Source organism: Bradyrhizobium sp. CCBAU 65884 (assembly GCF_028128835.1).
GTDB lineage: Bacteria > Pseudomonadota > Alphaproteobacteria > Rhizobiales > Xanthobacteraceae > Bradyrhizobium > Bradyrhizobium ottawaense.
Map to the genome: position 1 here is coordinate 86,424 of NZ_LBJU01000120.1, position 23,402 is coordinate 109,825.

16 protein-coding genes and 1 pseudogene are annotated in these 23,402 nt (G+C 58.4%); 4 read left to right on the plus strand and 13 right to left on the minus strand.

Translation table 11 applies throughout. The features are described from left to right. Positions 1–30: 30 nt before the first annotated feature. From XI03_RS21465 to XI03_RS21485, 4 genes and pseudogenes are all read right to left on the minus strand, one after another. Positions 31–798 (minus strand): restriction endonuclease subunit S, encoded by a 768-nt coding sequence (locus XI03_RS21465; RefSeq protein ID WP_271593235.1) that lies wholly within the window; start codon positions 796–798, stop codon positions 31–33. After that, entirely contained in the window at positions 795–2,249 is a 1,455-nt protein-coding gene (locus XI03_RS21470; RefSeq protein WP_271593236.1) for a type I restriction-modification system subunit M, read from the minus strand. Before XI03_RS21470 ends, XI03_RS21465 begins: the two co-directional genes overlap by 4 nt. A 3-nt stretch (positions 2,250–2,252) precedes the next feature. Further along, positions 2,253–4,693, minus strand: a pseudogene (hsdR, locus tag XI03_RS21475) (EcoAI/FtnUII family type I restriction enzme subunit R). A 138-nt stretch (positions 4,694–4,831) separates the two neighbouring features. Further along, positions 4,832–4,954 (minus strand): hypothetical protein, encoded by a 123-nt coding sequence (locus XI03_RS21485; RefSeq protein WP_271593239.1) that lies wholly within the window; start codon positions 4,952–4,954, stop codon positions 4,832–4,834. A gap of 95 nt (positions 4,955–5,049) precedes the next feature. Here XI03_RS21485 and XI03_RS21490 point away from each other — a divergent pair, with 95 nt between their 5' ends. Next, the gene (locus XI03_RS21490; RefSeq protein WP_271593240.1) at positions 5,050–5,520 is read left to right on the plus strand and encodes a DUF2441 domain-containing protein; all 471 of its coding nucleotides are present in this window, start codon (positions 5,050–5,052) and stop codon (positions 5,518–5,520) included. Between the two features lie 424 nt (positions 5,521–5,944). Here XI03_RS21490 and XI03_RS21495 read toward each other — a convergent pair whose 3' ends face one another. After that, a complete protein-coding gene (locus XI03_RS21495; RefSeq protein ID WP_271593241.1) occupies positions 5,945–6,745 on the minus strand; it encodes a Fic family protein in 801 nt (266 codons plus the stop codon). Positions 6,746–7,005: 260 nt separating this feature from the next. Between XI03_RS21495 and istA the strand changes: the two genes are divergently transcribed. Beyond that, a complete protein-coding gene (gene istA, locus XI03_RS21500) occupies positions 7,006–8,265 on the plus strand; it encodes an IS21 family transposase (RefSeq protein WP_271593242.1) in 1,260 nt (419 codons plus the stop codon). Beyond that, positions 8,262–9,122, plus strand: a complete 861-nt coding sequence (gene istB / locus XI03_RS21505; RefSeq protein WP_442869731.1) for an IS21-like element helper ATPase IstB — start codon at positions 8,262–8,264, stop codon at positions 9,120–9,122. Before istA ends, istB begins: the two co-directional genes overlap by 4 nt. A gap of 1,054 nt (positions 9,123–10,176) precedes the next feature. On the opposite strand, the gene XI03_RS21510 is transcribed toward istB, so the two are convergent. The 8 genes from XI03_RS21510 to XI03_RS21545 form a co-directional block, all read right to left on the minus strand. Next, positions 10,177–10,641 (minus strand): hypothetical protein, encoded by a 465-nt coding sequence (locus XI03_RS21510; protein WP_271593243.1) that lies wholly within the window; start codon positions 10,639–10,641, stop codon positions 10,177–10,179. 47 nt (positions 10,642–10,688) lie between these two features. Further along, positions 10,689–12,233 (minus strand): tyrosinase family protein, encoded by a 1,545-nt coding sequence (locus XI03_RS21515; protein ID WP_271593244.1) that lies wholly within the window; start codon positions 12,231–12,233, stop codon positions 10,689–10,691. Between the two features lie 280 nt (positions 12,234–12,513). Next, a complete protein-coding gene (locus XI03_RS21520; protein ID WP_271593245.1) occupies positions 12,514–12,654 on the minus strand; it encodes a hypothetical protein in 141 nt (46 codons plus the stop codon). 594 nt (positions 12,655–13,248) lie between these two features. Further along, positions 13,249–13,761 (minus strand): hypothetical protein, encoded by a 513-nt coding sequence (locus tag XI03_RS21525; protein WP_271593246.1) that lies wholly within the window; start codon positions 13,759–13,761, stop codon positions 13,249–13,251. Positions 13,762–13,845: 84 nt separating this feature from the next. After that, positions 13,846–14,841 carry a matrixin family metalloprotease gene (locus XI03_RS21530; RefSeq protein ID WP_271593247.1) on the minus strand — a complete coding sequence of 332 codons (996 nt, stop codon included), beginning with the start codon at positions 14,839–14,841 and terminating at the stop codon, positions 13,846–13,848. A 226-nt stretch (positions 14,842–15,067) separates the two neighbouring features. Further along, positions 15,068–15,637, minus strand: a complete 570-nt coding sequence (locus XI03_RS21535) for a histidine phosphatase family protein (protein WP_271593248.1) — start codon at positions 15,635–15,637, stop codon at positions 15,068–15,070. A 123-nt stretch (positions 15,638–15,760) separates the two neighbouring features. Next, entirely contained in the window at positions 15,761–16,858 is a 1,098-nt protein-coding gene (locus XI03_RS21540) for a trypsin-like serine peptidase (protein ID WP_271593249.1), read from the minus strand. A gap of 36 nt (positions 16,859–16,894) precedes the next feature. Then, entirely contained in the window at positions 16,895–19,912 is a 3,018-nt protein-coding gene (locus XI03_RS21545; protein WP_271593250.1) for a S8 family serine peptidase, read from the minus strand. Positions 19,913–22,276: 2,364 nt separating this feature from the next. Here XI03_RS21545 and XI03_RS21550 point away from each other — a divergent pair. Continuing rightward, positions 22,277–23,338, plus strand: coding sequence for a hypothetical protein (locus XI03_RS21550; protein WP_271593251.1), 1,062 nt, complete (start codon positions 22,277–22,279; stop codon positions 23,336–23,338). Positions 23,339–23,402 lie beyond the last annotated feature (64 nt).

Genomic DNA, 23,402 nt, shown 5'->3' on the forward strand with positions numbered 1-23,402 from the left:
TGATTCGCGGGCTTCTCGCGCCGCCTCCAGCTAGTCGCACAACTGCATCAATTCATCAGTCTTAGCCACGATGCGGTGTTGTTCGGCCAGCGGCGGCAGAGGAATAAGGGCTGGTCCCATTCGCTTCAAGGTGACACGCGTGATTGCAGCACCTTTCATGAAGCCACGCATCTGATCATAGAAGAACGGCGATCTAAGAAACTGAACGAGCAACCTGTTGAATATGCATGCAGGTAGCTTGAGTAAAGCCACGCTTGAGAGCATGCTAAATTGCTCATCTAGATTGTTAATTGCGACTACGCCAGTGGTTGCGCCATCCTTTATGTACAGGATATCGCCCCTCGCAGGGTCGCATCGGGCAAACATCTCTTCGTGCACCTTTCGTGATACATAGGTGACGTCATCGAGAAGTACGCCGTCGTTCTTAATGTTTTTTGCCGTGATATATTTGAAGTCGCCCGTGGTTTTGTTAGGTGGAGAATGATGCGTTCCGTCTGTGAGCTTGGTTACGATATCCCCGAGTCGGACCCATTGCCAAGCTCGCGGAATGTCGAATGGCTGCTCATCCGAAGCAACCGCTACTGGCTCACTGAACTTTCTAATCTTGTTTGCTTTCACCAGCCGAGATTTTTCTTCTGCAATTCGCAGCAGGAGTTCCGATGCAGGCTCATCAACGGCATTCTGGGGCACAAGCTTGCCGCGTATGGCCAGATCTAGAATGAAGCCGCGCAGGCGGGCAATCGCGTCAGGCGCGTCGGCGATCTTGTGATAGTGCGTCAGCAGGCGTTCAGCGTTCATCGGGCCAATGCCTCGCTGAGGATCGCCTTCAACTGGTCGCGCAGGCCCACCGTCTCGGCTTCGGCGGCGACGAGATCAGCTAATAGCGTTTCGGGATCGCCGTGATCGTCTGCTATCGTGTGGGGGTTCTTGATGTCCAGGTTGTAGCCGCGTGCCTTGATCTCATCGGCGGTGACGAGCCATGCATGCGCGGTTTCCTTGCGGCCTTTCCGCTCCTTGCCGCCCCACCAAGCCATGCAATCGTGGAAGTGCTCCAGCCGAATCGGCTTCGTCATCGAATAGGCTTTCTGGCCTACTGGCACTCGGTGTTCGTAGAACCAAACATCCTTTGTGGGTGCGCCCTTCTCAAAGAACAGTAGGTTCGTTCCGATCGACGCATACGGCCTAAATACGGAGTTGGGCAAACGGACGATGGTGTGCAAGTTGCACTCCTCCATCAGATGCTCCTTTAGCCGTGTTTTGATTCCCTCGCCAAACAACGAGCCATCCGGCAGCACTACGGCAGCGCGGCCGTCTGGCTTTAGCAGGCGCACGATCAGCGCGAGGAAAAGGTCGGCTGTCTCTTTGGTGCGGAAGGTTGGAAAGTTGTTTTCGATACCGTCCTCCTCGCGGCCACCGAACGGAGGATTAGTCAAGACGATATCTACCCGCTCGTCCTTGCACCATGAAATCAGCGGCCGGGCCAAAGTGTTGCCATGGCGCACAAAACTCGGGTCTTCGATGCCGTGCAACAGCATGTTGGTCACGCAGAGCATGTGAGGAAGCGGCTTTTTCTCCACTGCGCGAAGGGCATCATGCATCTTTTCGCGTTGCTTCGGCGTGCGAACGTAGTTCTTCTCCATGTGACGGATGGCACAGGTGATAAAGCCGCCGGTGCCGCAGGCGGGATCGAACAATATTTCGCCTGGATGCGGATCGATTCGGTCGGCCATAAAGGAAGTGACGGCGCGCGGGGTATAATATTCGCCGGCATTGCCGGCCGATTGAAGATCGTTGAGCAGTTGCTCGTAGAACTCGCCAAAATGCCGCCGCTCGTCGAGATTGTTGAAGTCGATCTCATTGATCTTGTTCAGTACCTGCCGGATGAGATGGCCGGATTTCATATAGTTATAGGCGTCCTCGAACACGTCCCGCACCACCCGGCGCCGGTCACCCGGCTTGCCGGTGAGCTTGAGTTCTTTAAGTGCCGGGAATAGCTCATCATTGATGAAGTTCAGCAGCGGCTCGCCGGTGATACCCTCGGGATCCGCCGCCCAGTTACGCCATTGAAACGCTTTCGGGATCGGTGACCGATAACCGTCCTTGGTCAACTCAAGTTCGTGATCCTGATCATCAATGATCTTGAGGAAGAACATCCAGGTGAGTTGGCTGATCCGTTGCGCATCGCCATCTACGCCCACGTCCTGGCGCATGATGTCTTGAATTGATTTGACGGTCGTGCGGATGATCATTGCCTATGCGGTCTCCTGATACAGCGCGTCCTGCATTTCATGGACGGCCTTTTCGAAGCCCTCCTTGCCGCCGAACGCTTTGATGAGTTGGACGACGCTGCCCATCGTAGTGAAGGGCGTCACCTTCAGCACGTTGGCGTCATCGAGATTGAGCACGCCTTCGTCGTGGTATTTTTCGAGTAGCGCATCGAGCACGGCGCGGGCCTGCGGCCCATATTTGGTGAACACGTCCCGCTTTCTGACGTTCTCGGCCCGCTCGCGCCGCGTCAGCGGCTTCTTGTCGAACGCGATGTGGCAAATCAGATCGAAGGGGTCGAGGTTGCCAAGCTCCGCGGCGATGGGATCGAGTGGCAGGCCATCGGCCTCCAGCTCCTCGATGATCGCCTGCTTGCGCTCAGCTGACTTCCACCGCTTGAGGAAATCGTCAAGGCTGGCGAAGCGCTTCTTCAGGGCCGTCTTGGTAAAATCGCGCAGGGATTCGGTGACGAGTTTGCCGTTCTCGTCGAGATATTCGACGCGCTCGGCGAGGATGCCGGCGCCGACACCATCGACATAAATCTTGCGTTGGCCTCCACCGGCTGCCAGCGGAAAGCCCGGCTGATCGACGATGATCTCGTCCTCGCCAGGGGTCGACTGGATCGCGCCCACGCCATCAGCCGCCGTTGGCATGTCGTCGGGTGGCGTGATCGGATCGTCTTCGTCAGGCGTGTAAATCTGTACCGGATCGCCGTCGAAGTCCGGATCGGCGAAATGGCTAGTCGCGCCGCGAAAGTCGATCAACGTGAAGTAAAATTTCCTCGTGTCCTCATGAACGCGGGTACCGCGTCCGACGATCTGCTTGAACTCGGTCATGGAGCCTACCGCGCGGTCGAGCACGATCAGTCGGCAGGTCTGCGCATCCACGCCAGTGGAGAGAAGTCGCAACGTTGTGACCAGTACGGGATATTTTGATTCCGGGTCGATGAAGTTGCCGATCTGATCCTGGCCTTCCTTATCGCTGCCGGTGATGCGCGTGACGTAGCGTTGGTTCTGCGCGAACAGGTCGGCGTTCTCGTTGACGAGCGCCTGCCGCATTCGCGCCGCGTGTTCCTCGTCGACGCAGAAAACGATAGTTTTCTGGTAACGATCGCCACTTTCTTTGAGAAACTCGGTGATCTTTTTCGCGGTCAGTACTGTGCGATCGTCAAGCACGATGTTCCGGTCAAAATCCTTGCTGTTGTAAATCCGGTCTTCAATCTCGTTGCCGTCGCGGTCGAGTTGCCCGAGCTCCGGACGATAGCCTTCTACGTCGCGGTCGATGTGAACCTTGACCACCTTATAGGGCGCGAGAAAGCCGTCGCTAATTCCCTGCTTCAATGAATAGGTGAAGACCGGCTCGCCGAAATAATCGGTGTTGGAGACGTATTCGGTTTCCTTTGGCGTGGCGGTAAGGCCAATCTGAGTCGCGCCGGCAAAATGGTCGAGGATTTCGCGCCATGCCGAATCCTCGGCTGCGCTGCCGCGATGGCACTCGTCGATCACGATCAGATCGAAGAAGCCGGGCGAGAACTCGCGATAGAGCTTCTGGCGCTCCTCCGGACCGGTGATCGCTTGATAGAGGCCGAGATAGACCTCGAAGGCGGTATCGATGCGGCGCTTATTGTCGAGCGCCAGGGTCAGGTCTTCCTTGGTCCCGTCCTGCCGCTCGATGGTCTTGGCGTTGGTCGAAAGCTTCGCCATCGCCGGGCCGAACGGGCGGAAGTCGTTCACCATCGTCTGGTCGATCAGCACATTGCGGTCGGCCAGGAACAGGATGCGTTTCTTGCGGCCCGCCTTCCACAGCCGCCAAATGATTTGAAAGGCGGTTCTGGTCTTTCCACTTCCTGTAGCCATAACGAGCAAAACCCGGTTTGCCCCTTTCGCTATGGCTTCGATGGTGCGATTGATCGCGGTGACCTGATAGTAACGTTTGGCCTCACCGCTGCCATCGTCGTAATAATCCTGAAGCACTATCTGTTCGGCCTCGGCGTCTAGGCCTTCCAGGCGCGATAGCGAACCCACAGCTCGGCGGGCGACGGAAAGGCGTCAAGACTGAGATTCGCTTCAAGCGGAACGCTCCGGCCGGTCCGATCGTGAAAGACAAAGCCGTCACCGTTGGAAGAAAACACGAAGGGAATATCCAGCGTCGCGGCATAATCAAGGCCCTGCTGGATACCGTGACCGATGCTGTGATTGTTGTCTTTGGCCTCGATAAGCGCGATTGGAATGTTTGGCTTATAATAGAGGACGAAGTCGGCCTTCTTTGCCCTGCCGCGTGTTACTAGCTTACCGCGAACAATGATGCGACCCTTGGTGAAATAGACCTCTTCACGCACCTGCAGCATCTCGTCCCAGCCCGCGCGCTTGATGGCCGGCAGGATGAACTTGGTGCAGATGTCGCGCTCTGTGAGGCTCTTTTTGTCCATCGTCTGGCGAGAAACGTCCGATTTGTACAACCAAAGCGGTTATAACGAGGAAAAATCGACTGCGCATCCCCCCTTAGGGAGGTGCTTGGCCGGGATCTTTATTATGGGTAATGCCCGAGAGGAAGCCAGTTTAGCGATTCACCAGAAGCTGGCATGATTCGCAATATGGCTGCAGCGGTGGTCACGGGAATAGATCAGCACGTCGCGGACGCCGGATTCGCGCAGCTCGCCGAAAGTAATTTTCTGCGGGTAAGTCGTCATGGTCCTCCGCCAAGGATATCCTTTCGAATCGCCCGCGCCGTAAATGGTCGAGGTGCCGCCGCTGGTGGCTAGCACACGATTCGAAGCAGGCAGGAATGAGAAAATTTTATCACGTCGGCGCCGGTGCCTGGAAACCTGGCGACAGCATCGCACCGGGCAATTGGGGAAAGCAAACTCGGCAATTCGGCAAAGGGACAGGCTTTCGCGGCTATGGCAATGTCAAAGACGCTGAAATCGTGGGAGTTGAAGTTGCGCTCGAAGCAGCAAGACAACTGACTGCTCCCGATGCACCAAGCCGACTGAACTGTGTGTTCTGCACCGAAGACATAGAAAGCGCGAAGGCGTTCCGCGACCGGTTCAGAAAAGGCGAAAGCATTTACCAGGTTGAGGTCGAGGATACTGTAAGCACGCACGCGGGCAACTACGACGCAATAACCAACCTCCCTCAAGGCGCTTTCGTCGACACAAGCGTCGCTACCGCGAGGTCGTACTGGACTGATGCGCCGACGGGCATCAGGGAGATTCTCGTTGGCGGCAGCGTAAAGATATTCGCCAAAATCGAATAGCATTCCATCGTCTTCCGTCGGGGATAGACCGCAGGCAACTAGGCCAACAGGTCCTCAAGTTGGTGGTAATCACGCGTTAAAAAGCTCAATCGCCTCCATGAAGCTTTTTGATTACCACCCAACTGCCAAGCGCTTGTAAATTTGAACGAATTTGCGATCTGCCGGGCCACTAAGAGTATCAGAGAAGAAGAGAAGAGAGAGTGTGTGTTGGTCTACTTTAAGAGCGACTCGCTCGGGCTGTAAGAGCGACTCGATTCCGGGCTTTAAGAACGATTCGATTTCGTAAATCGATGCTAGATCAGGGGAAGTCGGCGGCGGGCCCGAAGCTAAACATTAACGCCGCGAAGAGTGAGATAGTAGGTTTGAGCTGATCGCAAGCGATCCGTGACCGCCAGTAGCCGCTGGTAGAGGCCAGCGCTACAATCTATCCTGCCGAAGTGGTGCTGGTGTTGCTGATGATGCTGCCGGTGATCATGCAGGGGCCGATGATGATCGACAAGTCCATCAGCGGCAGCGGCATCATGCTGTTCATGATGGTGCCGCCAATGGCCTGATTTACTTGCGCGGGCGACACATCGAGCAGTTGGCCAAGGCGCTTCGCCGTCAGGACGGGATAGTTGTGAAGTTCGTCCAAGGCGCGGATAGCCGCGGATCCGTTTCGGTCTGACAATTCAGACAGTGCCGTCCTGGTTCGGATGAGTTCTTCGACGGTTCCGGTGACGGCGTCCGCCATGAAGGTGATGATGGGCTCCCAGTCGAGCCGCTGTTGAGCGTCCTTGAGCGAAGCGTAGTACGAGCCCTTCTTGCTTTCGATGTAAGGCGAAAGGTACAGAGGCACGTGCCTCTCCGCCGCCATCATGAGCGGAAGCAGAAGACGGCCGACGCGTCCGTTGCCGTCGCGGAAGGGGTGTACCGCCTCGAAATGGGTGTGCGCGATCGCCATGCGCGTAATGAACCCTTGCGTCAGCTGCTGCATTCCCTCGTTCCGTAGGTAATCCACCGTTTGGGCGAGGCAATCGGCGACGTCCGCAGGAGGCGGAGGATTCAAACTGGAATATGCGATGTCTTTGTTTCCGCCGATCCAGACGACGCCCGTGCGGAGGTCGCCGGGAATGTCCTGGTAGTCAGGATCGTCCTTCATCACGGCGCGATGGAGGTCCTTGATCAGGTCCATCGTGAAGACGCCGTAGCCGCTCTTGGTGGCTCGCGGGATGAATCCGTCCAAGGCAACGGCGTAGTTGCGGACCTGGCGCGCTTCGTCCCGGGCGTCGTCGTCGCCCGTCTCTTCGACCGAAAGCAGTTCGTCGAGAGTGACTCTGGGTGCCCTCGATGGAGGAGGTGTGAGTGGCGGAGTAATTCTCCCCACTTATGGCATTTGAAAATTCCCCAGTTTTCGTGGCGGCCGACCGGCCAGGGCGTGCCCTGGACGGTCGGCCGGCGCGTCGAATCGCCGACGTTCCTCCTGCAGGCGGAAGGGAGGGCGCGGTGCTCAAACTTGGGGAACTTGTCATGATCCTGGATTTGCATCGCCAAGGTCTGTCGGTCAGCGCTATCGCCCGGCAACTTGGTGTCGACCGAAAGACAGTCAGGGCCTACATCGCCAAAGGATTGGAGCCGCCGGTCTACAAAAAGCGAGCGGCGCGGCCCGGAATTGTCGACCACTTCGAAGCCTACTTGCGTGAGCGGCTGGCTGCCTATCCTGCGCTCACCGCCGTGCGGCTGTGGCGTGAGCTCAAGGAACGCGGCTTCGTCGGCGGCTACAGCATCGTACGCGATCGCGTGCGCGAGCTGCGGCCTACCCAGCCGGCAGCCTTCGAAGTGCGTTTTGAAGCTCCAGCAGGTGAGCAGGCGCAAGTCGACTTCGCCAGGTTCGAGGTCGAGTTTATCGATGAACCAGGGGTCAAGCGCATCGTCTGGCTGTTCTCGATGGTGCTCAGCTACTCACGACTGATCTGGGCGCGGTTCGTTGTCCATCAGGACCTGCAAACAGTACTTCGCTGCCATATCGCCGCTCTGGAAGCGATCGGCGGCGCTCCGCGCGAGATCCTCTACGACCGCATGAAGACCGCTGTCCTTAACGAGGACGCCGAGGGGCTCGTGGTCTATAACCGTGCGCTGGTCGATCTCGCTCGCCATTATGGCTTCCAGCCGCGCGCTTGCCGGGCTTATCGGCCCAAGACAAAAGGCAAGGTCGAGCGGCCGTTCCGCTACATCCGCGAGGACTTCTTCCTCGGCGGGGTCTTCCGCAATCTGGACGACCTCAACGGCCAGCTCCGCCATTGGCTGGATACCGTCGCCAATCCGCGGGTGCATGCCACGACCCATCGGGTCGTCAATGAGGCCTTCGCCGAGGAAAAGGCGGCACTGCAAGCCTTGCCGAGCGCGCCCTATCGGGCGGTGTTGCATCTGGAGCGACGGGCCTCGCACGAAGGCATGGTGAGCGTCGGCGGCAATCTGTATAGCGTGCCTGATACGACGCGGCGGCGGGTCTTCGACGTCCATGTCCTCGCTGACGAAATCCGCGTCTTCGAGGGCAGCGTGCTGGTGGCAAGTCATGCCCCGCTCGAAGGTCGGGGCCAGAAGCGGCTCGATCCGGCACATCGCAAGCTCGCCAGCTTCGGCCGACGCCGTCCAGGCAGTGCAGAACCCGTCACCCTCACGCGCGCCGGTGACCACGCCGTTCGTCGCTCACTTGACTTCTACGCGGCCGTCGGCCGCCGCCTGGCAGCCCAGGAGATCGTATGATGAGTGCTTCCTCCGTCATCGAGCGCGTCAAGACCAACCTGGTCAGTCTGAAGATGCCGCGCGCCCTGGAAATCCTCGACGTCACCCTGCGCGGCCTCGAACGCGGCGAAATTAGCGCCCTCGACGCCATCGACGCCTTGCTCACCGAAGAACTCACGATGCGCGAGAACCGTCGCATCAAAATGGCGGTTCAAATGGCCAAATTGTCGGCCATCAAGACGCTCGCCGGCTTCGACTTCGCCTTCCAACCGTCACTCGACAAAAACCGCGTCCTGGCGCTCGCCGGATTGCAGTTCATTAATCGCGCCGAGGCCGTCCATCTCATCGGGCCACCAGGAACCGGCAAGACCCATCTGAGCCTTGCTCTCGGCGTGGAGGCCGTCAAGGCAGGGCGCAGCGTCTACTTCAGCTCCCTCGCCGATATCGTCGCCTCCCTCGCCAAGGCCGAACGTGACGGCGCTCTGCGCGAGCGGATCCGCTACTACTGCCGGTTCGCGCTGCTCTTCGATGAAATCGGCTACCTCCCGGTCACTCCCGGTGGCGGCAACTTGTTCTTCCAGCTCGTCAACGCGCGATATGAAAAAGGCGCTATGATCCTAACCTCGAACCGCGGCTTCGCCGAGTGGGGAGAGATCTTCGGCGATTCCGTCGTCGCTACCGCGCTGCTCGATCGCCTGCTTCACCACGCCGTCGTCATCCAAATCGAGGGCTCGAGCTATCGCCTACGCGAACATGCTGATCTCATCCCCGAGACAATCCGACACAAAACGCAGGCAACCGCGAACCCCATTCCCCCGACCCTGAAACGCCGGGGCCGGCCACCAAAAGACGGAGGTGCTGATCACGTCGACGGCTGATCGCCATCCCGCCAACTGGGGAATTTTGCGGTGCCGCTTCTGAGGGGATTCCGTGCGCCGTTGACAGGAGGAACTAACTGCCTCGCGTCTGGGAAGGACCCGGCTGACGATGTAGGGGTTCTTCATCTGCGCCGCGATGGCGTCGACCTTGCCGAAGGCCGCTTGAGCGGCTTCCAGGGCTTTCATCGCCCGGCCGACGAACACGCCGTCCTCGGGGGGGCGGCGGCACGATCCCGTAGTGGGAGTCGTAGGGCGACGGTAGCCTTTTCAGGGCTCGCGGATCGTGTGGCTGAGATCGCTACGTTTCATTGGAACCCAAAATAAGAGGCAGCTTTCCGATTTATATTTTGGGTTCCCGCAAAAAACCATAACAAATCGCGACTGCGGGGGCGTCTATTTAGGCTTTGCTGGCGAAGGTGCCCTCTCCTCTAAGTTCCATTACCCACAACGGCGGCTACGCCCCTTCGCGCGCTCCGCGATCATGCCTCCTTCTCTGACCCGATCAGGGGGCCACCCCCCTTAACTGGCCCGGAAAGCACTGGGCCAGTCGGCCGCTATCACGCGACAGAACGGGGACTCGTCACCAGTGTCGATAGGGCCGATGCCAGCGGTGCCGAACGACCGGAGAGGAGCCGCGGTATAGGCGTAGGCCGGGCGGACGACGCGGCGATAGCGATAACCGTAGGAGACGGGTGCCGTGTAGTAGGCCCTGGTGTACCCGCCGCCCCAGTGATGGCTCGTCGTACCGTAGTCGGAGGCGTATGGGCCGCCATAATAGCCGCCGCTATCGTGGCTCGGGCCGCAGTAGTAACCGTAACCGGGTCCCCAGCCGTACGCCGAAGAGGCAATCCGGCCGATCACGGCATCGCAACGAGGCCGCCCGCGATGCCCGTGCGGTCCCGAGAGAGTAACTCGAGCGGACCGTTGCTATCGCTTCTCGATCTCTGGAGGCGTTTTCGAACGGCTGCACCGCGGATGGCTGGACCGATCCTGCTAGCTAAGCGGATCCATGGCGCGAACCCCCTCCGGAGCTCAGCCTCCAACATCGCGCGGCTTACTGGATTTCCGCGTGTCCGATCTCTAGGCGCGCGCCCTCTCCTGTTCCGCGTTCCTTGTCGGGAACGACCTCGATTTTCAGCTTCACGGAATCGACCGCCAACTCCTTGGGAAGTGGGAAGCTGAACGCCCTCGCTCGGGACGTCTCGGCCTTGAAAGCCCTGTCCGGAAACACCCCGAAGGTCCCGATCTCCTGCTCCTTCCCGTCCGCCCTCTGCACTTTCACGATAGCGCGGACATTGCCCTGTTGTGCGGGCTGGTAACCGGTGACGAGCACCACGACGCGGGACGGCACCTTGTCTGCTGTCAGGCCTTCTTGCGGCTTCGATGGCGTCGCCGTCACTATCGCGGGTTTGCCGACGGTTGCAATCAAAGGATCCCCCTCTGCGGGAAGTGCTCCGATCACGACAAGGGTCGCGAGCGCGCTTCCCACACCCATTATCGAAAATCGACGAACGTTCATGACCTTGGTCCATCAGCTTTGCGTCACCCGCAACGCCTGATGTGGGATCACGCCGAGACAATCGCAACTTCGACGCTGGCCGGTCTGGCGCTGCCGTCCGCATTGCCGCCGGCCCGCAAGGCCACCGGCTGGATTTGCAGGCGCAACTTGCCGGGCGGCGTTGCTACCGGACCGTAAACGCGGGCAATCGCCGCCGTCAGATCGACGCTGATGGAAGGCTTTTTCGGTTCGCCGCCGCCGTGGGAATGGCCACCGTGGCTGCCGAAGAAGCCGAACGACCCGACATAGTGCCGGTCAGTGGTCGGCGTGCTCGCCGATAAATAATCGCAGTTCAAGAAGACGCGATATTCGGTGTTCTTGTTCTTCTGGAAGTCGAAGTCGCGCAGGAAAGCAAAGCAGCGCGGTCCGTCGAGATAGTGCTGGCGGGCCGTGGCGAGGCTCAAAATCTCGAAGCCGCTTGGTAACGACGGCCGGGCGGCGACTGGCGCAAGTGCTGCGGCATCCACATCGATTGGGACCTCCAGATATTTCGCGACGGTTGCAGCAGGCTGCGTCACCGGAGCAGAATAGGAGGCGATGCCTGCTGGCCTCGCGCCCCCCCTTGGCGTCGACCAAAGACTAGTGAACTTGTTGGATCGCATGACAAGCGCCGTCGACATTCCGCTGAGGGACACGGTCGCGATTGGCGTCTCGACGTAAGTGTAGCCCAACGGCTCCGGCGTCAGCATCTCGGAAACCGTTGGCGAAAAGCGCGTGCCGTCGGGGTTGAAGAAGTTGTTCTGGAATGTCATGCCGCTCCACAACGGATCAGGAGAATCCGCGCCGCCGCCCTGTCTCCACAGCCACCAGATGCGATCGATATTGCAGTGGTGCATCATGAAAATCGGGTCCCGCGACGAGCCGGCTGTTGCCATGATGCCACCGACAAAATTGTGGACGTTGTTGTGCGGGGTACCTTCTAGCGTTCCGGACACGCCGCAGAACTCACAGACGATCCATGATTGGTCGACATTGTCCTGTCCGTCAGGGCGGCTAGTGCCAAAAGTCTCGAACGGCGACTCTTGGAGCATCTGGTTGATGACCGCCTGTCCGACCACGCTGTCCGGCAGGGTATCTGTCGGCGTCGCGTCGCGCTGCGGCTCGAACAGAGGATTCGGCTGTCCGTTGTAGGTCTGATCCGTGAACGCCTGCGGCATCTGCCGATCCAACGTCCAGTCCCAGTAGGGCAGCGCAAAATCACTATTGCCGGTGAGTTGCCGTACCGCACGTTCGTACATGAGAAGGTAAGCGCGATGCCAGGGCAAGAAATACCAGTTGCCGTGGGGACACAGACCCCAACCGGCGTCGTTGCCATGAATGGCAGCAAAGCTCGCCCAACTGATATCGCCATTCGCTGACTTCAGGAGCCGCACCCCATCACGCCACGTCTGCAAGATTGGATCATTGAGCGCCATGCCATGAAGCGAGCGCCGCAATTTTGGCGGAGGCGGCGCGTTCTGCGCCCACGCTTCCATGCCAGTCGTGTTGGCCGCGATAATACCTGCTCCGATCACTGCACCTTGCAGCAATACGTCCCTGCGCGAAGTTGCCATGACAGCCCTCCCTAAAAATGCATTTAAGAATATTGCACCTTCATCATACGCTACCAAAAAGTGCATACAATGGGAATATATCTTTGAACTCGAATCGGCGAATTGGCGTTGACGATTTAGCGACTAAGCGAAGCGGCACCCGCGATCCCGCGGTGACAATCCGGGGCACGTCGGAGAAGCGGGCCGTCAGCGACGCGAATTGGCATCAAGAATGGCGGGCAGCTTTCGCCTTGGACCCATCGTGATTAGTTGGTGACCATCAAGGTCACTTCGACCTGCTTCAGACGCATCGGGTTGCTCGCTGGGCCAGCGGCTTGATTTCGATGATGGCGCCGCCCAGGCCTTTCTTTTCTAGTTCTGCGTTGACCTTGGCGATGCGAGCCAGGGCCGTTCCCGGTGCCGTTTGATCGGCATGCGCCAAGATGCTTACGTGCTGGATCTGTGAATCGCGAACCGGTTCAGCAAATTGTCGAGTTCTGCCGGAGGATCGTCACCGGCAGCGGCATAGTCGAGGATCACCGGTGCTTGCAACAACGGCACCGGTCTGACGGACCGGGGCACCACACAAAGCCCAGCTCGCCGTCGGACATTTGCAGAAACACCCAGTCGCTGGAACACGAGATCAGAATGCCACGCATCTCCTTATATGACTTTCCAACGGCGGCGCTTTCGATCGGCGAATCCCGCAGGGCGGTACCATCTTCCAATATTTCGACCTGCGTCGGGTGCGGGTCGGTTACCGGCGATGGGGCGGAATCTCTTTTCGCGCGCGCTTGAGCGGCGAAATACCCCGCCGGGAACTGTTGCAGGACCGCCGATAGTGGTCGGCGCTCGCCTTCGCCGGAATTGCATTCCAATGTTTCATCTGGTCGGCAAAAGTCTGCACATTCGCCGGAAGAAGAAGTTTGCCCTCCGTTGTTGGAGGAGTACGGATTCTGCGGCCGTTTGGCAAATGGTGGCATAATGACACGGCCTAGAACGAGCAGTCATATTCCGCTGGCAAGTGAGACGGTACTCAGCACTTCTCTGGCTTTAGATGCACGAGGTCAGCACCAGCTGAAAGGCGCTGCATTTGCATCCACGCTTTTCCTGCCAAATCTGAACTCGCGAATTTGGCGCATACCCTCGTTTCGCCCTCTAGCCCGATTCTCGTGTCCGAAACTTCGACAACCTGACCTTCCGCCTTCATTTCACGCAAGAGCTGACGAAATCCCTCGAGCGCCCTCCGGCCATCGTCGGACAAGCCCTTGCCCCGCGATAGCGCGTATAACGCAAAGCTCTGAAGCTCCAGAACGGTGTCGGGGGCACCTTTGTCACCACCCGAGTCAGCAGATCCAGCCGTGCGCGTAATCCACCCGCCGTCGATAACCGCAAAGTTCGCGGCGCGATCGGTTGCCTGATCCTGAGCTGCAGTCAAATCCAGCGCCTTACGTAGCTGTGCAGTCTCAACCGTCAGGTGAGCGTGGCCGAGTTGCCAAGGAGACGATAAACTAAAAAGTCCCGAGAGAAGCAAAGGCGCCATCTTCATAGCGATACCTTGGGGAGGCCTCGACCTTTAGCAGCCCAGGCAATGGCCAAGGCTGCTAACGGCATCATTCGTCAGGTCGCCGGATCACTGCTTCGGTTTGCAAATAGTCGTGTCAATCGTGAATCCAGGTGCCGGCCCGTACAGGCAGGCGATTCCATTCTTGTCCTGGACGGTCAATATCAGCGACCAATCGCCCTTCCCGTTACATTGGGGATAGTGCATGACCGAGAAGGCATCATAGTCGGTCACACCTCTCCAATCGTTGTCCTCAAAACAAGTTCCTGACTCGGGCCGGTTATGTTCATGTCGTGCGCCCAACGTATGTCCGAGCTCATGCCGGAGAATGCCCGTCAGCGAGAGCTTTCCGCCAGCCGGGATCTCGAATGCCGAGTTATCAATGAGGACATTTCTCGCCTCGCGGTCATCGTTCGGGAAAAATGCACGCGCCAAATATTGGTTGAGATTGACCGGCCTGACGTCAAATTTGACGTTTGAGTTGGCCGGCGTGCAGTTCGAATCCTCTGTATTTACGTGAACGTATTTGACGTCGGCAACTGCTTCCCATGCTCGCGTCGCATCGGCCATGGTGCTCACAACGGTGTTATAGCGGTTTCCGAACCCACCCGATTCCGCCGCAGCATTGCTCACGCAGTATGTGAGTGCTTTCTTATCCGCCGGTTTCCAAATGACGTCTACTCCCAGTATGCTCAAGACGGCAAACTCAGTGGTCGCATGTCCTGCGACAACCACGTTCTGCTTGTAGAATTCTTCAAGGCCTTTGTCGGTGGAAATCGGCGTGTCCCCGTTCACAATGTATTTTCCGTTTTGGAACGGCTCTTTGGTGACGGATTTCTTGAATTCTTCAAACGTCTTGGCGGCCTCCTTCTGCTTCACTCTCGCCTTTTCGGCGGCGCTTCGCAAAAAAAGCTTGCCTTCGTCGGGGCTGAATGGGCCCTTACTGTCTTGCGCAAGAACATTGGAACCAGCAATCATAGAGACGGCCAAGACCAGGGCCGTCCCGGTTAGCGGGCAGCGAACTCGTTGCGGCAATACCGCCGAAAGACAAAATCCGACAATCATGATCTACTCCTTTCGAGAAGAACAAAGGTGGTAAAACTGATTCAAGGCAACCTTAATGATCCTATCACCGTATTGAGGTTTTGCCAGCGCGCTCTCGTCGCATGTTGCCCACGCAGCGCAACACACACGGTGAGTCCAGAGCAACGTTCAGCGTTGTCCAAGCATCGAACCAAGGCCGCGGGATATAAAACCGCCCGGATAGTCTGGTGCGACGACAAGGCAGTCCTCAGTTGCAGTCAGCCTGCGAGTTGTGATCGGACGCTCCATAGTGGGACCGAACCACGCGTATTTTTGGGCCCCCGACCAGGACAAACAGGTTGGAATACTCGGACTCGGAAATCTCTCCCATGTCAGGTCCGCCAAGACCGACAATAATGCCCGGAATTGTGACAGTATGACCCACAACGAGCACGGCACCGTCGTTCGATGCGCGGACGGCATACACAACCCGCCCGATGTGAGCAGGCAGATCGGGCGGGTCGTTCTTCAAGTTTATGATAACGGGTTGAAGCGCAAGTGCCTGCGCCAAAGGTCCCGCGGTTTCGTTCGTTCGCCGAAAATCCGTCGTGATCACACGCCTCACCCCGGCGCTGGCGAGGGCAGCCGCGAGGGCCTCTGCGCGTTTTTTGCCGGCTTGCGACAATGGCGGATCGTCTGAATTCGTGCAGGCTTTTTCCGCGTGCCGGACGAGAATGACCAACGGAGCGAGGTCCGTCGACGCTTGCGCCAGCGCGGGCGATACAAATCCCACTAGGAGCTTGGCTGCAGCCAAAGCAATGAGAAACTTCACCAGCATGCTTCGCTCCACACTGTCTCTCTGGCGCGCTGCTCTCTCGGACCACCTGCCGCTTCTCCTCGTCACGGCAATCAACTGAAAGACTTCGCCGCAAAGCGGTCCCAAGCGCATCCATTGCGCCAGCTAAAGGCCAAATCTTTCCCTGATGAAGCGTATCTGCACGGCCCTGTTCTCCGCACTCCACTTTTCGACCTGATCGACAAATCCCCAGTGATGGAGGCCCATCACCTTCAGATCGGCCCGCCTGAGCACCGGAGATCCGGAGCTACCATCCATGGTGTCGCACGAATGACCGAAGTCGCTTCCCTTGCCCGTCTTCACTCCGTCTGCCGGCATTGTGGATACGACGCAGTCTATGCGTGAAACAAATTTTGGAAAGCCTGCGGGGTGCTGGACCACGACAGCCGCCTCGTTGAGAGTTGGTATGGGGTCGCTGAACGAGAGGGAGCCCCAACGTTTGCCCGGCGAACCGGCAACCTCTATCAGGGCCGCGTCAAGGTCTTCGTCCTTGTCGACGAGCCGCAGGCATTGCTGCATCTCATCCCCGAGCGGAGACTCGGATTTGTTGAAGCCGAAGATGACGTCCGCTGACTTGCAAACCTCGTCGGTGTTGATGCAGTGATGGTTGGTGAGCATCCGATCGTCGCTCACCATAAATCCCGTGCAAGCTGCGGGTCCCTCGCTGCTCACAAAGGAAATCTTCGCTACCGGACGACTAGCAACGAACATTTCAGGCTGATTTACCCGGATGTACTCGATATTCTCCAGGTCGAAGTCCCTGACAATATTGAGCGTCGGCTTTAAGGGTGGAACGTTGGAAGCGACGGCTCCGATCAAAACACGAAATTCGGCCCCCGCCTGCGGCTGCCCCGCCACTTCAACCTGAGCCGACGTCCCCTTTATCAGCGGGGTCCAGATCCTGCGTTCTTCGGCCAATTTTGCGCCGGCGTACCGGGCCACTTCGTTATTGCCGGCATCGCGTATGACAACGATCGCGCCAAGTGGGACATTCGGTCCGCTGATATGATCCAGCCGGAGTTTGATCGTCGTGGCGCTAGGAAGCCCTTGCACGACGGCCGTTCTGTTTGCAGGCTGCGCATCTGCCAATGCAATCTCGAGCCTGACGTCCTGTGTCTGTCCAACAACGAGCGGGGCGCGTCCATTCTGGAAGGTTTGGGCCGCAACCTGCCAATTGAGTGACGCGGTCAAAACGGCAGCCACACATATTGTCCGCAACATCGAACATTCCCCTGCGCACTAACGGTTCAGCATGGGAGCGACAAACCGGGCGATGTTGCCGACGGAGAACGTCCTAGGCCTCCATGCTCCGGCAGCGGGCGGCGTCTCTTCCCACACCTCTACCCTAAGCTGCGCACCCGCTTGGACCGACATACGCTCATCCTTTGACAGCGAGGCATTGCTGTTCTCAGGAGATCTTTTGTAGAAGATCGTGAACTCTTCCGGATTGCTGCTTTCTCGCAAGCCCCGGAGTTGCTTCGGAGGGATCACAAGGTGATAATTGTAGTCACTGACGACAGGGTCGAACCCAATATCCGGTTGCGCCGCAGCGATCACACTCCTGACGCGAAAAATTTCCTTTGAGTTCTTTTCCCGCAGTATGCCCTCGCCGTCGGAGCGAAGTGTGCAGGTCGCGTCCACTCGGCCACCGAATATCGCATTCGTGGCTGCATTGGGGGTGCCCGGTGGTGCCGGTACGGGTTGTGAGCAAACGATGAGCCGCTCCTTGATGTCCCCCGGGGTGGCGCGCGGTTTTATCGTCCGCAGGATAGAAGCGATCGCCGCCACTTGGGGAGCGGCCTGGGATGTGCCGCTCAAAAGCCCGAGGTAATTTCCGTTGATCACGCCAAGGATATCGGCTCCGGGCACCGCAACATGCACCCGGCCGCCATAATTGCTTCCCCCCGCATTTCCGGCGAGCAATCCGGCAGTCTTGCCGTCCAGCGCGGCCACGGAAATGACGTTTGGCAAATCCAGGCAAGCCGGTCTCATGTCGCAAATCGCCGTGAAATCCTCCCCATCATTGCCCGCAGCGACGACGAACAAGGTCTCATAACCGGCGCCAGATTGGATGACATCGAGAACCGGATCGCCGCGAGGACGAGTCCCGGCGCCACCGGGTCCCACGGGAGTTATACTCTCTTTCTGATAAAACATGCTGAGATTGACGACATCCAGACCGCCTGCCGAGCCCGCCTCATCGAGCATGTTTCCCAAGAGTTTAGCCAGTTCAAGACTTGAGACTTTCACCTGCTGGCCTATTGTCGTGGTCCCGATTTGTCCGGCAGAGAGCGTTGCAAAGGGGTTCAATCCCCACGATTGGTCGCTGATCTTACCGACCATCAGCCCGGCTACATGCGTCCCATGAACACCGGGGTCGATTTTCCCATTCGGCATTATCCATTTGCAGGGTACGTGCCCTGCACTCATCGCCGCCGGACTCGATATTATGGTGGTACCGATAAGCTTGAGGCGGTTCGCTGTCCTCAGGTGGTCGAATGCGCAATGTCCGAGTTCCAGCCTCGTGTCGATGACCCCCAGACGCTTCGCCTTGGTCTTAACGGCCGGCGGAAAGTCGACAAGGGTTCGATATGGAAAGTTGACGCCATCGAGGAACCGCTTTTGCAATTCAGAAAAGTCGGTCGGGTCCAATTCGCATGGGCCGGCCTCATTACCAGTGCATCGAGGCTGCCATGTGGAGTTCTGCTCGATACGTGCCGAGCCGGACGCAGTCGCACCAAGCGATTTGAGTACCCCGTCCAAACCTGTCGATATGCTGGCCTCGGCGGGAACCTGCAAAACGCGATAGTCGGAGTCCGACGATTGAGATGTCTTCCCGGGTGCTGCTTCGCTTGCGCGCAATATCAACGGACCGGTCTGCTCGGACGATACCGGCTTAATTTCTTTCGTCGGGCCCGCGCCTTTCTCTGAAGCAGTCGAGATGTCGATATCCCGCGCGCTGAAGGATATCTTGGGCAGCAAAACCGTACCCGCATAGTCGCGGTTGAGTCTCTCGGCCTGGTTACGGTTCATTCCGAGTATGAGAGTCTTGCACGAATCGTCGAACTGATCGCAAACTCCAAACTCACGTACGATTTCGCTGATCTCCTGGCCCGCGCGTTTGCGATAGACGACCCAACCCCGCTGTTGCTCAAACCTGATACTAGGAAGCCACAACGACGTGGACGGCGCCACGGACCATTTACCGGCGGACGGTTTTGACATTCCACTCGGCCTGCCGGTATCAGGAATGACATCGCGTATGTACACGCCCGACTTCAGTTCCTCCAAACTCGCCGCGACCCTCTCTCGCGTGCAGACATTCGGATTTACATCACAAGCTATACTGTCGAGTTCTAGCGGGAAGGGAGATCCATAGAATAGTTGATTGGATCGGAATGCGTCTTCAATACTTGTGAAGCTTCCCACTTGATAGGGCTTGAGAGGAAGTCGGCCATCATTGTAAAGCGACAGGTAAAGGCGCTTGAAATCGGAAGCTATCTCGCCAGGCTTGCCGCCGACCGTCCGGAAATCGATGATCGGAGTGGTCGAGGGTCTGATCGTCGCGATGTTGCGAATTAGATCGCTCTCAAGAGCAATGGAATACATTGCCGACGCTTGGTTGGATCGAGTATCGGCAGGCCCCATATGCAGACCGAGGATTGCCAGATCGTTGGCGGAAAAAAGTAACGCGCCACTACTGCCGGCCGTCGCGTCACAATCGTGAAGAACCAAGCCCCGGTCGTTTGTTCCAAGCACCGAACAATTTCTGGATATCGTCTGCTCCCCGTCGGTATTCACAGCGAGGATGAATGCGCTTTCCCCTTTAAAGGGGATGCGAAGCAGCAACTTCGCAGCGTTAAATTGCCGGGACGGCGTCCCCTCGACTTCGAGGACGGCATAATCCCGATCCTTGTTGATTTCTATTGGGCGCGTTACAGCAAACTTTGCACTCTCCTGTCCCTGGCCGAAAATGGTCGTCAGGCTTAGCGCATCAACAGCACAATGCGCTGCAGTCAGGATGTAGCTGTCGGATATGATCGCAGCCGTGCAGGCCCTTATCGAGCCGCCAGGTAACTCTGCACGCAACAACCCGACTGGTTGCGCGACCTGTCGTATCGGATCGTTCGTTGCCAGCGCCCCGACCGGTCGCATTGCGCCGGCCTGGCCAACAGTTTGAGCGTGGCCGGTCTCAGCGATAAGCACGGCAAACGCGACCAATGGAATACGGATGGATATTTGAATCGCGCGGAACATGGATTGTTCTCCGCAAATCGCGCTACGAGCCGTAAAGTATTAGCATCGGACAATGAAGCGAGCTTATCGAGTCCCGGCAAATTCGACAACCAGAAATCGTCATCGGCGGCGCTGACGCCAGTACGCGCGTTGTTATTCCCAATGTTCCGCGGGCACCAGATGATCACGGGAGGAAGAACCTGCACCGATCGTTGGTTCGTATAGCGCAGCCCGCTCAAGGCTAGCTTCCCCGACCGCCGGCTCCCGCGAAACGAAACGCGTCAAGTTTGTTTCCCTATTCGGCACGACGCGCTCACCCGGATTCTGCTGAACGTTTGCGGCAGCCGCAGCCTTGATCACCTGAAGCCACCCAGTTCAACGGCAAAAAGCTGCGGGGCTTGGCGTCAGCAGCGATATGCGCTCAGCCCTCGAATGGACCGACAGCGTCGGAGGCCGGAGCGTCCGGATACGAGGTCGCCGTATGGTTCGGCGTCGTTGCACCCGCGGGCAAACAACTCAACCTTCAGGCTACCCAAAGCTTCGACCGAGCGGTCCATCAGGAAGGTCCGGACATTCGCAGTCGTAGTCGCGGGGCAACTCCATGAAACCGAATTTTTCGATAGATTGTTCGGGTCCTCCAGGTCTCCTGCGCTAGGCTAACAATCCCCCAAATCTTGCTGCCCGCCGTGGTTACATCGCCCCGGTTATGCATACTCGCGATCTGCCCATGCGCCATAGTCGTGCTTCAGCTTCTAGCTGGGCGCGATATATGAGGCGAGCTTTCAGGCTTGTGGATCTTTACCACCGTCAAGCTCTCCACAATCGGCGCGACCCCGGTCCAAATCGAACTGCTGATCTTGAGCTGGATCGCTGCTCGCGTCGGACTCGAATTGACATTCCGGTGAAGCGGAGCATAGTACTCGGCTAGATTGCAGTATCTATTATTTTATTGTTATTTCTCGCTCGAGCGTCGGATGCGATCGTCAGGGCGCGACCGAGTTGGTCGAGACTCGTATCTCAAGGAGCTTTCATGGCGAGGCGCTCGTATTTTCCGACTGTATTGGCAATTCCGCAACAAAGGCCTGGCGTACCAACGTGTGGCGCACGTTCGAGGCTCTTCATCTGACTGGCTCCGAACGCGGTACAACACATTCATCCGCGAACTGCGACTTCATTACGCCCAGATCTTCGTTGCGCACGGGTTTTCACTGCATGTTCAACGAAGACGGCTTCGAGATTCTCTGTCCGCCAACGCACTGGCGGCCGTCGAACAAGCCGAAATCCACTAGATCTGCTACGATCCTGTCGATGCCTCGGCCATTTGCCTTGCTCGCGGAGCGGGCAGCGGGCACCGACGCGGGCGGAAAGGTCGACTTGCCTGCCAACTCGAACATATCATCGGATTCCGCTCCCATCCTGGCCGCACCGACTATGATGGAGACCGCCACGGGTACCGACTCCGCAGGCTCGGCTCGACGCTGTGCGACACCGACGTCGCCGTCGATCCCGACGATGGACGAGTTTCAAAGGTCCACGAATTCGCGCGTCTACTGCCGAGAAGGTTTCCAGGACGTTGTACTGATCGACACGGGAGACGAGACACAGGCCGTCCGAGATCGCGTTTGCTCTGGAGTACGGGTGGGAAGCGGTCGGGTACTCACGGCGAAGCACTGCCTCGCCAAGTGGACCCCGACACGCGGCAGGATCTTCGAGCTCATGGAAGGGGCCTTCGGGTGCTTGGATCGCCCGCTATCCCCCGACGAACATCCGGGCGAAAGGTGCGGTCTTCCGCTGGTCGAGAGAAACGGGCAACCGCCCCAGGCCGAAGATTCCGCCCGCAAGATAGATCTCGCGCTGATCCGGGTCCTCGCACCGCCGGACGCAAGAGCGCTCTCGCTGGCCAAGGTGCGCAGGTTCGTCCAGTCCGGAACGCTGGAGATCACCCTCGCGTGGTTCGGCGCGGCGCCTGGATCGGCTGCGGGAACGCGCAGGGTCGGCTGGTCGCGTATCGACGCGACGGCCCTCCGGTCCCTGATCGATGACACCGATTTGAACACAGCCGAGATCGCGGTGCCCATAAGGTTTACCCAGCGATCCTACGGGGCCGGAAGCCCCGGCTCCTGCGCATGCAAAGGAGACTCGGGGTCCCCGTCTTTGCCGGGCGCGTCTTCGGCTACAGGAACGAGCCCCATCTCGTCGGAGGGATCGTCACCGACTCGTCCTTCGTGACCGCCGCGAGGTGCACGCCGGATGCGGCGATGCAGGGGGAAAGTACGAAAATCGTTCCGCTGATGCATCGTAGCCATTGGCTCTGCGACACGACCAGCAAGAACCTTTGATCTCTGCCGATAGGTCCGAATGGCAGACAGAACGACGGGAGCACGCATGTCGGAATTCCTGCGCTCGACGCTGACTGGCCTAAAGGCGGCGGGCATAGCTGGCGCGATCGGCGCATTGTTTGTGCTCGGCGGCCGAGCCGGGTGGTACGGCTCATCGCAGATCGTCGCCGTCCCTTTATCGTCTTCGGTGACGCACGCCGGTGCAATCTATTTCCTTCCGAAGACCTCGATTGTCCTTGATTTGACGTGGCGATGCGATATCGTGCAACGCGGCCCCTCGGCCAAGGGCGCCTACGACGTCGTCATCGACGGTGGGATCGAAATTTCCGAGTTCTCCGCCAAAGCCGAACCCGATCACGCGTACGGATACGCCATAAAGTCGGATACAATTGACGGAATCTTCTGGCGCACTGACCTGGATATTACCTTGTCGAACGGAATGCTCGTGAGCCTGAATGCGACAAGTTCCGGGCAAATTCCGAACCAGGACAGGTTCGAAAAGATCTTTACGAGCATCGCTTCGGCCGCTCCATTGATCAACAAGACTGCTGCAGTTCAGGACGCCGATGCCGCCGCCCAACGCGTCGCAATTTGCGGCACCCCCCTCATTCAGGCAACCGAAACTAAGGACGCCAACGGTAAGGCCGTAGGTCTGTCGGTCCGGAAGGTCGTCCGATTCGATCCAGACGATTGCCCGACCGATTTCCAGAAGCTGTCCGACAGGTGCATACTGGACGGTCAGCTCGTTCTCTCATCCCTTCTTCTGGACGGAGAAGCTGCTGCGGAAGTTTTGAGGCGCAGCTCCGTCGAAATTCAGACAGTTCGTTTCAAGGCGGTCGCCGCGAAGGCATCCTCGAGCGGAATCGCCTATCGCACCCCCGGTAGTGCAAATGTGCGGGTCTGCAGTCCGCAGTGTGATATCGCCGGTCGCACGATTGCAGCGAACAACTTTGTAGTACCCCAGTTCGGCACGATCGGCGTCGTCTCCATAGAACGCCGGATGTTCTCCGATCGTACGACTCAGCTAAAGTTCGGCGCGTGGGGTGAACTGACGGAAGCGAAATTCACCGACGCAGCGAGTGTCGCTGCGGACAAGGGCGAAAAGTAGCGGACGTACCGCATCTGCAATCCGGTTGACATGTGCTTCGACTCCCGTTCGGCGTTCAACACTG

What these genes read in the sequence shown, in the direction of transcription:
- XI03_RS21465 (WP_271593235.1), bottom strand. Translation starts at nt 798, where the DNA reads ATGAACGCTGAACGCCTGCTGACGCACTATCACAAGATCGCCGACGCG.
- XI03_RS21470 (WP_271593236.1), bottom strand. Translation starts at nt 2,249, where the DNA reads ATGATCATCCGCACGACCGTCAAATCAATTCAAGACATCATGCGCCAG.
- XI03_RS21485 (WP_271593239.1), bottom strand. Translation starts at nt 4,954, where the DNA reads ATGACGACTTACCCGCAGAAAATTACTTTCGGCGAGCTGCGCGAATCC.
- XI03_RS21490 (WP_271593240.1), top strand. Translation starts at nt 5,050, where the DNA reads ATGAGAAAATTTTATCACGTCGGCGCCGGTGCCTGGAAACCTGGCGAC.
- istB (WP_442869731.1), top strand. Translation starts at nt 8,262, where the DNA reads ATGATGAGTGCTTCCTCCGTCATCGAGCGCGTCAAGACCAACCTGGTC.
- XI03_RS21510 (WP_271593243.1), bottom strand. Translation starts at nt 10,641, where the DNA reads ATGAACGTTCGTCGATTTTCGATAATGGGTGTGGGAAGCGCGCTCGCG.
- XI03_RS21515 (WP_271593244.1), bottom strand. Translation starts at nt 12,233, where the DNA reads ATGGCAACTTCGCGCAGGGACGTATTGCTGCAAGGTGCAGTGATCGGA.
- XI03_RS21525 (WP_271593246.1), bottom strand. Translation starts at nt 13,761, where the DNA reads ATGAAGATGGCGCCTTTGCTTCTCTCGGGACTTTTTAGTTTATCGTCT.
- XI03_RS21530 (WP_271593247.1), bottom strand. Translation starts at nt 14,841, where the DNA reads ATGATTGTCGGATTTTGTCTTTCGGCGGTATTGCCGCAACGAGTTCGC.
- XI03_RS21535 (WP_271593248.1), bottom strand. Translation starts at nt 15,637, where the DNA reads ATGCTGGTGAAGTTTCTCATTGCTTTGGCTGCAGCCAAGCTCCTAGTG.
- XI03_RS21545 (WP_271593250.1), bottom strand. Translation starts at nt 19,912, where the DNA reads ATGTTCCGCGCGATTCAAATATCCATCCGTATTCCATTGGTCGCGTTT.
- XI03_RS21550 (WP_271593251.1), top strand. Translation starts at nt 22,277, where the DNA reads ATGTCGGAATTCCTGCGCTCGACGCTGACTGGCCTAAAGGCGGCGGGC.